Here is a 12,034-nt window from a genome sequence, read left to right as displayed (position 1 = left end):
ATATTTAATCATAGCAGGAGGGAGCAGTGAGTACGGGGCAGGAGTCGGAATATAAAAATTTAGCTTATTATCGCAATTGTTTTGCAAATCTTAATGTCAACCGTACACAACAACGCGGAGATGCTCTAAATCAGCCAATACTGCTATTGTCTGTCACTGATTTAATTGCACAAGGTTTCATCAAGGAGAACCACATTACCATTTCCGAGGAATTAATTAACACCTTCAACAAAAATTGGTCGGCGCTGACTTCTAATCCTTTAAAGGGTGATTCTTTTCCTCTTCCGTTTTATCACTTAAAAAACAAAGAACCTAGATTTTGGTATCTTAAATTTAGCGAACAATATGAAGGAGGGCGACCTCAAACAATCAATACCTTAAAAAAAGCTGTTGACAGTGCAATAATTGACGATGAACTATTTAGTCTTTTGCAAGATAGGAATGCCAGAAAAGAATTAATAGATGTACTGATCTCTGTCTGGTTTTCATCTACCAATAAACAAATTGAAGATATTTTAAAGATTAACCAGTCTTTTCAAGATTCAACATTGGCTGAATTAGATACTATTGAATCGGGTAATACAGATAGACAACCAAAGGTGTATTTAAAAAAATCTGTGGTTAGAGAGGCTGTTTTTCGTAAATCTATCGTGCATTTGTATGATTACCGATGTGCTTTTTGTCGATTAAAAGTTACTCGTTCACTTAGTCAAAGTATTGTAGATGGCGCACATATCCAGCCCTTCTCAGAGTTTTATGATAATAGAGTAAATAATGGGATCTCACTCTGTAAAAATCATCATTGGGCATTCGATCGAGGATGGTTTGCTGTTGACGATCGTTATCAGATTATAGTTGCTAGTGATTTACAAGAGGACTCACCACACCCTAGATTAATGAAAGAGTTTCACGGCGAACTTATTCTTTTGCCGAGTTCCGAGCAATATTATCCGAGAAAAGATGCGCTTCAGTGGCATCGCAAAAATGTGTTTACTTTAAAATCAAAACGGAGTTCTAGAAAATGAATGATCTACAACAAATGTCACTATTTCCGCCCCGCAATATTGGCGATTTAATGGCAGACATAGAAATTTTAAAAAAGGAAATTCAAGAACTTTATTGTCAAGATGAACTCCCACTTGTAATCGGTTGGAGTGGTGGCAAAGATAGTTCGGCAGTCTTACAGCTTGTCTGGTATGCGATTGCAGAGTTACCAATTGAGAAACGCCACAAAATAATTCATGTTTTAACAAATGATACACTGGTAGAAAACCCTATAGTAGCTGCTGGAGTACATAATTCTCTAAAACGGATGAAAGTTGCAGCCCAAGAACAGGGAATGCCAATAGAAACTCATTTAACTTATCCAGCCGTTCAAGATACCTTTTGGGCGTGCTTAATAGGTAAAGGATACCCAGCACCTAGAAACCGATTTAGATGGTGTACGGAACGATTAAAAATACAACCAACCGGTTCTTTTATTCGTGAAATAATTAGAACTAGCGGCGAGGTAATTCTTGTTCTAGGTACTCGCAAGGCTGAAAGTGCTAAACGCGCCGCAAATATGGCTAAACATAGGGAGTGGCGGGTAAGCGAACGCCTTAATGCTAATCCCACTCGCCCTAACTCTTACATTTACCTTCCCATTGAAGACTGGCGAACAGATGAAGTGTGGCTTTACTTGATGCAGTGGGATAATCCGTGGGGAAATAACAACAAAGATTTGCTAACTATGTATCGAGGTGCGACAGCAGATAATGAATGTCCTCTAGTGGTTGATACTTCCACCCCTAGTTGTGGAAATTCTCGCTTTGGCTGCTGGGTTTGCACAATGGTAAGCCAAGATAAATCTATGGAGGCAATGATTCAAAACGATGAGGAAAAAGAATGGATGCAGCCTCTACTCGATATTCGCAACGAATTAGACATTCCAGACGATCACCCAAAAAGAGACTTCCGCCGCATCTACGGTAGAGTAGAACTGTTTGAACGCAACATGGGCGACGACACAACCTCCGTCGAACCCATCCCAGGGCCCTACACCAAATTCTGGCGAGAACACTGGCTGAGACGAGTCCTGCAAGCACAAACCCACGTCCGCAAAACCGCCCCCCTAGAAATGCGCGATATCACCTTAATTACCCCTGAAGAACTTAGCGAAATCCGCCGCATTTGGCTGGAAGAAAAGCACGAATTCGACGACTCTTTACCCCGGATTTACGAAGAAGTTACGGGGGAACCTTTTGAAGATTCCCGTCCCGCCGCTGAAAGAAAACTCCTCGGTAGCGATGAATGGACTGCGATCGAAGAGATTTGCAGCGAGGACAAAATGCACCTCGAATTGATGGCAAAACTCCTGGATACAGAACGCCAATACTACACGAAGCCCCGCCGTACAGGCATTTACGCCGATTTGGACAAATGCTTTGAAACCAGTTCGCGATCGAAGGAAGAAGCAATTGGCAACGCCCACTATCAACGCAATTTAAAAAAAGCGGTGGAAGATATTAAAGCAAATCCGACGGAAAACATTCAGCAATTCAAAGATGCGATCGCCCAAACCAACAGTTCCGCCAAAAACGATACCGTTGATATTGCCAAACTTAAAGAAGAACTCGAAAGCAATAGCAATCAAAGCAGACAGCTATCTTGGGCCGACATCAAATTTTCTACTCCCGATGTAGGAGATAAAAATAGCAAAGATTAAATCTGTTAAATCAAAATTTACCCTGCGTAAGGTGCGTCAGCTATCATTATTCTCGACATAATGGATAGCTCAATCGCTGACGTACCTACCAAACCAATCAGCAACCACCGACAACATCTACAATGCAATTCCTCGAACTCGTTCTCAAAAACTTCGGCCCCTATGCAGGCACCCAAACCATCAATCTCCGCCCCGAAAAAGACGGAAATCCCTGCCCAGTCATTTTATTTGGCGGCATGAATGGCGGCGGCAAAACCACCCTCATGGACGCCATTCGCCTCGCCCTCTACGGTGGCCGCGCCCAATGTTCCACCAGAGGCAATTTAAGCTACAGCGACTTTCTCAATCAATGCGTCAACCGCCACACCCCCACATTAGAAGATACCCGCGTCGAACTAACATTTGAACAAGTCCAAGACGACAAATTAACTCAATTCAAAATAGTTAGATACTGGAAAAAATTAGACATCAAAGATAACTTAAGCATTCTCATATACAGCGATATTGTCAGCGATTGGTGGTCTGACAAAGCAATTACTAACACCTGGGACGAATACATCGAAACCCTTTTGCCGGTCGGAATATCCAACCTATTTCTGTTTGACGGCGAACAAGTAAAAGAACTCGCCGAACTCGAAACACCGCCAGAGTTTGTCGTCGGGGCGATTAAATCTCTTTTAGGTTTAGAATTAGCAGAACGCCTCGCCGTCGATTTAGAAATTTTAGCCGGCCGCAAGCGGAAAGAAATTGCTGGCAAAAAAGACTTGGCTGCTTTAGAGAAAATCGAACAAACTTTTAAGAAAATTACTGATGAAATAGACTTAGCTAAGCAAGAACAAGCCAGCTTTAAAAACGAGTTAGATAAAGCTCAAAAAAATCAGCAACAAGCCTCAGAAAAGTTTATTTATGAAGGCGGGAAAATTGCCGCCGATCGCAGTCAGCTAGATAGCAAGCTAAACGACTACAGAAATAAGGCAGACAAAACCCGTCAAGCCATGATGGAATTGGCATCAAATACGCTACCACTAGCCTTAATTTCGCCCTTGCTAAGTGAAGCAAAAATTCAAGGAGAAACAGAAGCCAGCCAGCAGCAAGCAAAGATTGCCCAAAATGTTATCAAACAAAGAAGCGATCGCCTCATCAACTACATCGCGGAAATCTCATTAAATCCCCAACAGCTAGATAAAATTAAAGACTTCATCCGCCAAGAAAACCAAGAACTCGAACAGCAAGCGGGAACAGACGTTCCGCCTTGGATGAACGCCGACAGCAACAGCATCCAGCAACTAGAAAACCTCCTTAGCTACCAAATCAAAGCCCAGCAAATTCTAGCAGGCGAACAAATAGAACAAATCAAAAGCATCGAAGCAGAAATCGACTTTACAGACAGACAACTCGCAGCCGCAGCTTCCCCCGAAGCCTACGAAAAACTAGAAGAAGAAGTCAGGAAAGCCCAAAAAGCAGTCGCTATCGCAGCCGCAGCCTTGGAATCAGCAAACCGCCGCGTCGATGAGTTAGAGAGGGAATTAGCCAAAAACCAAAAAGAACTAGAAAGCTACAGCAGCGAATACATGACCATCAGAAACAGCCAACACGTCATCGCTTCGATCGCCAAAGCCCAAGCCACCCTGAAACTCTTTAAAGAAAGACTCACTCTCAAAAAACTCAACAAACTCGAAATAGAAATTACCGACTGTTTCCGCTACCTGTTGCACAAAACCGACCTCGTGCACAGAGTGGCGATCGACACTCAAACATTTAGCCTCTCCATTTACGATCCCGAAGGCAAACCGGTACCGAAACACAGACTTTCAGCCGGGGAAAAACAATTGCTGGCGATCGCCTTTTTGTGGGGATTGGCTAGAGTATCCGGGAGACAATTGCCAGTGGCGATCGACACTCCCTTGGGCCGCCTCGACTCCTCCCACAGAAACAACCTAGTCGAACGCTATTTCCCCTCAGCCAGCCACCAAGTCATCCTGCTTTCTACCGACACGGAAATTAGAAAAGTAGAATACGAAAAACTCCAAGAATTAGAGGCGATAGCCCACAGCTACCTCCTCAAATACGACTCCGCCAAACACCAAACCACCGTCGAAAAAGGTTACTTCTGGGAATAAAAATTAGCCCTAAAAAATAGCCACAACCCCTTGACTTTGCCCTGGGGTTGCGGTAGTATATATAGCATAATGGGATGGTTGCGAAAATTTTATTTTTGCCACTATCCGATTATTAAGGATAAATCCTACTACAATCAAAATACCAAAAAAAACCAATTTAATCAAGTCGCGCCGTGTAAAAAAATGTTAATTATTTCGGGTTATCTAGAGGCTTTGCTTCCCCAACATTAACACTTTTTACAATATACCAAAAAATATTAAACTCATGGAACCACCAGTCGATCGCATCCGCCTATCCCAAACAGGCAAAGACCAACTATCAAAACTGAAACGATCGACCAAAATCGATCAGTGGAACATCCTGTGTCGGTGGGGATTTTGCCGATCGCTCGCCGAGCCCAGCATCCCATCCCCAGTACCAATTCCCAGCGACAGCAACGTCGAATTAAGCTGGGATGTCTTCGGCGGCGACATGGCCGATATCTTGATAATTGCCCTCAAGCAGCGGTGTCACCAAGACAATTTAGGCACAGAAAAAGAAACTCTAGCCAAACAATTTCGCCTGCACTTGCACCGAGGGATTGGTTATTTAGCCGGCGATCCGAATATTAAGAAAATCGAAGACTTGGTGGCGATCGCTTTATCGCCTGAGAAATTAAGAAATTAAACGAACCGCGAAGACGCAAAGGACGCTAAGGAAGAAGGGAAAAGAAGGGATGAGTTCACAATTTACTTCAGTAAAAGCGGGAAAAAATGCCCTACTGGCCCTTGGCCTTCCCCAATATCCAAAGCATATTTGAGAGCAGTAGTAACATAATCCTTAGCTAATGTCACCGCTGTAAACAAATCTTTCCCCAAAGCCAAATTAGCAGCGATCGCAGCACTCAAAGTACAACCAGTCCCGTGAGTATTGCCAGTATCAACATTCTCAGTCTTCAACACATCCAACCGCGTACCATCAAACCAAACATCAATTCCCCGCAAATCTCCCGCCATCCCGCCACCCTTCACCAAAACAGCTTTCGCACCCAAACGGTAAATCTGCTGCGCCGCCGATCGCATATCGTCTAGAGAAACAATCTCCAAACCGCTCAAAATCTGAGCCTCAAACCGATTCGGAGTCACGACAGCAGCCATTGGAATCAAAACATCCCGCAAAAATGCGATCGCCCCGTCATCAATCAATCGATCGCCCGATCGTGAAACCATCACCGGATCGACAACCAAATTCCCGATTCCCAAAGCTTCCACCTGTAAAGCCACCGCCGCCATAATTTCCCGATTCAGCAGCATCCCAGTTTTCACAGCGTGCACCCCAATATCCCCAACCACCGCCTCAATTTGAGCCGCCACAGCCTCCGCAGACAAAGCATCAACTCGCATCACCCCCACAGTATTTTGAGCCGTCACGCAAGTCAAAGCACTCGTACCGTGCACGCAGTGAAACGCAAAAGTCCGCAAATCCGCCTGAATTCCGGCCCCGCCGCCACTATCGGAACCCGCCACAGTCAAAGCCACAGGAATCTTCAATTTAATCATCTTATTTCAACCCCAGATAAACGCCAACTTGAACCAGACAAATCCCATCTTATCCGCGTTCATCAGCGCTCATCCGCCCTCATCTGCGGTTAAAATTCCCAAACAAAATTAGCTATGATTAAAACCAATGTAAAGAATTATTGCAAATAACTGTGAAAATCACCCGAATCGACCTCAACTCTTGGATCTTCCACATCGCAGGCCAAACCATCCTCGTCGATCCCTGGCTGGTCGATCCCCTCGTTTTTTACGGTCAACCCTGGCTGTTCACCGCCTACCACAACACCCCCGTCACCTTCACTCCCAGCACCTTACCGCCGATCGACCTCATCCTAATTTCCCAAGGATTAGACGACCACTGTCACAGACCAACACTCGAACTGCTCGATCGCACAATTCCCGCGATCGCCTCACCCACCGCCGCCAAAGTCCTCAGCAGTTTATGCTACACTAATATCACATCTTTAGCAAATTGGCAAGAGTTAAATTTTAAAGAAAAGTTACAAATTACTGCCGTACCCGGAGCCGAAATCGGGCCCGGACAAGAAGAAAACGGCTATTTGCTCAAAGATTTAAGCAGTGGCGAGACACTTTATTACGAACCGCACCTGCCACCATTAGAAAAAGTCAAACAGAAAATAGACACAGTAGACGTAGCCATCGCCCCAGTCATCGGTCAAATCTTCCCATTCCTCGGACAAGTCATCATCGGCCCTTCTGAAGCCCTCGGCCTCGCCCAAACTCTCAAACCTCGGTTTTTTCTGCCTACAGCGGCGGGAGACATCCGAGCTACAGGCATTTTACCAATGTTAGTGCGATCGATCGGCAGCATTCCCGAATTTCGCGATTTACTAGCAAAATCGGGACTATCCACCCAACTCCTCGAACCCGAACCAGGCCAAACCCTAGAAATTTGAGATTTTAGATTTTAGATTTTAGATTTAATCTGCCATCCAAAATCCCAAATCCACATTTATCTTGGCGGGCGACGGTTACGCAAAAACTCAGGAATATCTAATCCCAAATCCTGCGGCGGTTTCGTTGTCGGATCAGACGTTTGTTGAGCAGGAGTCGTCGGCCCAGTTGCAGCTCGCCAAGGAGCATTAACATTTTGCGTCCGCCCCGGAGTCGGAGGCGGGGGAACTTCTCCCGAAAAACCAGTAGCGATCACAGTAATCTTAATTTCGCCCTGAAGCCGCTCGTCAATCACCGCTCCAAAAATAATATTGGCATTCGGATCGACAACCTCGTAAATCGTCTCAGCCGCCGCATTCACCTCGTGCAGCGTCATGTCAGTACCGCCAGTGATGTTAAACACCACACCTCTAGCGCCCTCAATAGACGAAGCTTCCAGCAGAGGCGAAGAAATAGCCTGCATCGCAGCCTCCCTAGCCCGCGACTTCCCAGAACCCACGCCGATGCCCATCAAAGCCGAACCCGCATCCGCCATTACTGCCCGCACGTCAGCAAAGTCAACATTCACTAAACCGGGAATAGTAATAATGTCAGAAATACCCTGAACCCCTTGACGCAGGATATCATCAGCAACTCGAAAAGCCTCTTGTACTGGCATTTGTTCCGAAATCACAGACAGCAACTTGTCGTTAGGAATTACGATCAGCGTATCCACGCGGGTTTGCAAAGCCGCAATCCCTTCCTCAGCTTGGCTGGTGCGCCGCCGTCCCTCAAACGTAAAAGGCCGCGTCACTATGCCCACAGTCAAGGCGCCCATTTCCTTAGCGACCTCAGCCACGATCGGAGCCGCGCCCGTGCCCGTACCGCCGCCCATGCCGGCCGTGATAAACACCAAATCCGCGTGATTCAAAGCATTAGCAACCTCGTCGCGAGATTCCTCCGCAGCCTTTTGACCGATCGCCGGATTTCCCCCCGCCCCCAAACCGCGCGTCAACTTCTGTCCGACTTGCAAGCGTTTCGGAGCATTTGAGAGAACCAGAGCTTGGGAATCCGTATTCACGCACCAAAACTCGACACCAGAAACCTCGCTAGCAATCATCCGGTTAACGGCGTTGCCCCCACCACCGCCGACGCCAATTACTTTGATTTTGGCAGCGCTGCTGGGCATTATGTCTTTGGGATTGACCATAGGATCGATATCAATACTATCTACATTTACATAACCAGACTTGCGTCTAAAGGGATTGGCGGAATCTGCAGCCACCGGAAAATTTTTTACTTCTTCCGAAGGGGGACTGTCTTGGTCAGACCCCTGTCTATTATTAAGCTTCATTAGAGTCGGGGATAGTAGATTACAGCTTGTTAACTAAACGCCAATTCACAATCAACTATAGGCTAAGTTGCGCGAAAAACTAACACTGGTCGATGCTTAATGTTAGCAATCTCGGATTTGGCCGACCTCGCTAGCCCAGACCTCGCTTGACGCCATCCAGGTACTTGACCGGATTAAGGCAGTTGTAAGCAAGGCAGAAGGAAAAAAAATCGATACTAGCCCCAGACGCGGGGCGCTATCCAAAAACTGTGCTGATTGCAAGCCCGGCCTATTGATCGATACCTTCTACCTTCTGTTGACAGAGAATCAATTCTGGGCGCGAGTGGGTGCGGGAGTGGAACTCTCCAAACTGGGGGGGGGTTCTGGCAAATGGACGATCGGCGAAGCAGGATTTTTCAAGTCAATGTAGGCTATTTTGCTTGAATCTAGCTGTTTTGACAATTGTCGCATTCGGTCTAAAACCTTAAGTTGCTCCGCAGTCTTGGAACTGTAGGGCCCTAAGTGTACGGTACCGATCTCTGTTTTCAAGATCAAGTTGTTCGGGTTTTGCCAATTAATCTCAAACACTTTCACCGTCAAGCCGCTGAGTCCTTGGTAAAACTTCGGCCAATAGGCGCGATACTGTTCCAAAGGCCCGATGACTTTTAAAGTGGGCAAAGAACGCTGAGGCTGCGTTCCCGGAATGCTGCCGGGCCCGATCGAACTATTCTGCGATCGTACAGCAGTATAACTATCCGACGGCATCCAACCTCCGCGAGCGTCCAGCCACCCCACTTTTTCCTTCTCACTGTTCGATTTCAACACCGCAGTCGGCTGCGCCACCGCCACCGGCAGGCGTTCTGCCACTTCTACAGTCAAACTCGGGGGAAACAAGTTACGAGTCACCTTCGCTTTGGCGATCGGCCCCGTGGACTCCAGCTTTTGGGCCAGGGCCTGCGGTTGAATTCCCCACAGCGACTGCGGGTAAGACAGCGGCACCAAAGACCGCACCGCCTTATCCGACAGCCACTGATTGCCCTCCACCTTCACTTGTTCCGATCGGGCAATTAACCAAGCCGGCTGAGCAATCCACCACAGCAAACCTCCAGCCATGGCGCTTGCTGCCAGCATTTGCCACACAACAGCCGCCAACCGAGCGCGCCTCTGCTGTCGCAACTTTTGGCGCCTGCGCCCTAACTCTGTTTGAGAAACCGCTCCAAAACTAGCCATCTACGTCTTGACAATATAGTAATTAAGGATTAGCACAAATTCCAAACTGTTTAATCTCTCTCTTGAACCCTGTTTTCCCCTACCATTTAACCAGATCCCCGCAAATTTACCCAGACTCCGGTCAATATCAGTAATATCACTGAGCCCGGTAGGTAATTAAAAAAAATTAATTAAGAATTCCCAATTCCAGCGCCGGGAAAACCCCTTACCAGCTCCAGGTTCTTTGGGTATTTAGGGCATTACCCCACAGTGCAAAAGGTTACAAATCAAACTAAACTCAGGCAAAGAAAGTTTAGACTTTCGATTAACTTTTTTAACTTTTATTCGGCTTCTATTGTGATCGCACTCGAATTAGACAGATTCTATAAAGCCTGCAACCCGAGCAAGACCCTTGTTGCGGGAGACCCAGGGGATTATCAATACTACATTGATTTTGGTTCCGTGCGTGGCGGCAAAATCATTGAATCTTTACAGCGAACCATTACCCGCATCTCCCCCAACGAGCCAACCTGTCAGCTATTTACAGGACATATCGGCTGTGGCAAATCTACAGAATTGTTTCGACTAAAAGCTGAGTTAGAGCAAGAGGGTTTTTGCGTCGTCTACTTCGAGTCTTCCCAAGACTTAGACATGGGTGATGTAGACATCAGCGATATTTTGCTGAGCATTGCGCGCCAAGTCAGCGAAACTATGGAATCCGCTAAAATCAAACTCAGACCGAGCTATTTTACCAATCTGTTTGCAGAAGTGGCAGAATTTTTGCAGACTCCCATAGATTTGTCAGCGGAAGCCGAGTTATCTGTAGGCATTGCTAGAGTTACTGCTAAAACTAAAGACTCTCCCAAACTACGATCGCAACTCAGGCAATATCTCGAACCCCGCACCAACAGCATTTTGCAGTCGATCAACGAAGAACTCCTAAACAAAGCTAACGCCGAACTCAAGCAGCAAGGGAAAAAAGGGCTCGCAGTCATCGTTGACAACCTCGATCGCCTCGATGCCTCCCTCAAACCCAGCGGACGCACCCAGCCAGAATATCTGTTTTTAGACCGCGGCGAACAGTTGAAAAAACTCAATTGCCATGTCGTCTACACGATTCCCCTGACTTTGATTTTTTCCAACGACTTCGGCCGCCTCGCCAGTCGATTTGGAGTCAAGCCCAAGGTGATGCCGATGGTACCGGTGCAAATGCGATCGGGGGACGACCACATTGAAGGAATGGCACTGCTGCGGCAGTTAGTATTAGCCAGAGCTTTCCCCGCAGTTGCTCCCCATCAACGCATTGATTTGATTTCCCAGGTGTTTGACTCTCCCGAAACTTTAGATCGGCTTTGCCGGATTAGTGGCGGTCACGTTCGCAATCTACTGATGCTTTTGTATAGCTGTTTGCAGCACGAAGACCCTCCCTTCTCTCGCGAATGCCTCGAAAGCGTCATTCAAGAATATCGCGATGACCTTTTGGGAGCCATCAATGACATGGAATGGGAATTGCTGTTTCAAGTCGTCACCCGACAAAGTGTAACCGGCGAAGAAGAGTCTCAAATCTTGTTGCGAAGTATGTTTGTCTTTGAATACCGCGATCAAGAAGGTCGCTGGTTTGGCATCAATCCAGCCCTAGCAGAAACCAGAAAATATAAGGAGTGGCGGCAGGGCATTGAGGCAAAATAGTTGGGATTTTTGAGATTGCTTCCCGACTCTAATAACCCTTACCCATGAGGGAGATAGAAACTATTTAACTTAAAATTCACCGCTCAAAACTCCGCACTCCAACAATCCAATACAAAAATCAGTCAGCGGTTTTTGCCGCTGGCTGATTTCTGTTGAATGCTGGCTATATGCGGTGAATGTTATTGTCGCCTAAAACTTTGTCGCCACCAAGGATGTTCCCCACTCTCAACTCTCATATCTGCAATGCCAGACCCCCTATGTCTGTTTTTACCTGTTGCTGTTAATTTCAAATCATCCCATCCCGGACGACAATTTTTTTTGCTGGTGTGTTAAATGCCTGCTACAGATATATCGCAGTTGTTTACTAATAGCTAGTCGTCGGTATTATCTTAAATTTAGGGGTTGGCTATTTACGCTCTGTAGTCATTTATATAGAGCGGAATAAGAAAATCTTAGCGGGGCTGAAAATTTGACGGGGAAGTCTAGCATTCTCTGAGATTGAGCGGTATGATATCTTTACATTGGATCTAATAACTATGTAAG

The 12,034-nt window shown here is 46.4% G+C and carries 9 protein-coding genes; 6 read left to right on the top strand and 3 right to left on the bottom strand.

What is annotated here, in order from left to right; genetic code table 11:
- Window positions 1-26: 26 nt before the first annotated feature.
- From QUB33_RS08790 to dndE, 4 genes are all read left to right on the top strand, one after another.
- Window positions 27-1,025, top strand: a complete 999-nt coding sequence (locus QUB33_RS08790; protein ID WP_333349506.1) for an HNH endonuclease — start codon at window positions 27-29, stop codon at window positions 1,023-1,025.
- The gene (gene dndC, locus QUB33_RS08785) at window positions 1,022-2,707 is read left to right on the top strand and encodes a DNA phosphorothioation system sulfurtransferase DndC (RefSeq protein ID WP_333349504.1); all 1,686 of its coding nucleotides are present in this window, start codon (window positions 1,022-1,024) and stop codon (window positions 2,705-2,707) included. The genes QUB33_RS08790 and dndC overlap by 4 nt, the downstream gene beginning before the upstream one ends.
- Window positions 2,708-2,829: 122 nt before the next feature.
- Complete coding sequence (gene dndD / locus QUB33_RS08780; protein WP_333349502.1) at window positions 2,830-4,827, top strand: DNA sulfur modification protein DndD; 1,998 nt, start codon at window positions 2,830-2,832, stop codon at window positions 4,825-4,827.
- A 265-nt stretch (window positions 4,828-5,092) separates the two neighbouring features.
- Window positions 5,093-5,494 carry a DNA sulfur modification protein DndE gene (gene dndE / locus QUB33_RS08775; RefSeq protein WP_190660605.1) on the top strand — a complete coding sequence of 134 codons (402 nt, stop codon included), beginning with the start codon at window positions 5,093-5,095 and terminating at the stop codon, window positions 5,492-5,494.
- 62 nt (window positions 5,495-5,556) lie between these two features.
- Here dndE and thiD read toward each other — a convergent pair whose 3' ends face one another.
- Window positions 5,557-6,366 carry a bifunctional hydroxymethylpyrimidine kinase/phosphomethylpyrimidine kinase gene (gene thiD, locus QUB33_RS08770; protein WP_333349500.1) on the bottom strand — a complete coding sequence of 270 codons (810 nt, stop codon included), beginning with the start codon at window positions 6,364-6,366 and terminating at the stop codon, window positions 5,557-5,559.
- A gap of 152 nt (window positions 6,367-6,518) precedes the next feature.
- Between thiD and QUB33_RS08765 the strand changes: the two genes are divergently transcribed.
- Window positions 6,519-7,283, top strand: a complete 765-nt coding sequence (locus tag QUB33_RS08765; protein WP_333349498.1) for an MBL fold metallo-hydrolase — start codon at window positions 6,519-6,521, stop codon at window positions 7,281-7,283.
- 56 nt (window positions 7,284-7,339) lie between these two features.
- Here QUB33_RS08765 and ftsZ read toward each other — a convergent pair whose 3' ends face one another.
- Both ftsZ and QUB33_RS08755 read right to left on the bottom strand, forming a co-directional pair.
- Window positions 7,340-8,614, bottom strand: coding sequence for a cell division protein FtsZ (gene ftsZ / locus QUB33_RS08760; RefSeq protein ID WP_333349496.1), 1,275 nt, complete (start codon window positions 8,612-8,614; stop codon window positions 7,340-7,342).
- Window positions 8,615-8,920: 306 nt separating this feature from the next.
- Window positions 8,921-9,823 (bottom strand): FtsQ-type POTRA domain-containing protein, encoded by a 903-nt coding sequence (locus tag QUB33_RS08755; protein ID WP_333349493.1) that lies wholly within the window; start codon window positions 9,821-9,823, stop codon window positions 8,921-8,923.
- A 336-nt stretch (window positions 9,824-10,159) separates the two neighbouring features.
- Between QUB33_RS08755 and QUB33_RS08750 the strand changes: the two genes are divergently transcribed.
- Window positions 10,160-11,491 (top strand): P-loop NTPase fold protein, encoded by a 1,332-nt coding sequence (locus QUB33_RS08750; RefSeq protein ID WP_333349491.1) that lies wholly within the window; start codon window positions 10,160-10,162, stop codon window positions 11,489-11,491.
- Window positions 11,492-12,034: the final 543 nt, after the last annotated feature.

It is taken from the genome of Microcoleus sp. B3-A4 (assembly GCF_036705385.1).
Classification (GTDB): domain Bacteria; phylum Cyanobacteriota; class Cyanobacteriia; order Cyanobacteriales; family Microcoleaceae; genus Microcoleus.
This window is presented reverse-complemented; position numbering and strand designations above follow the sequence as displayed.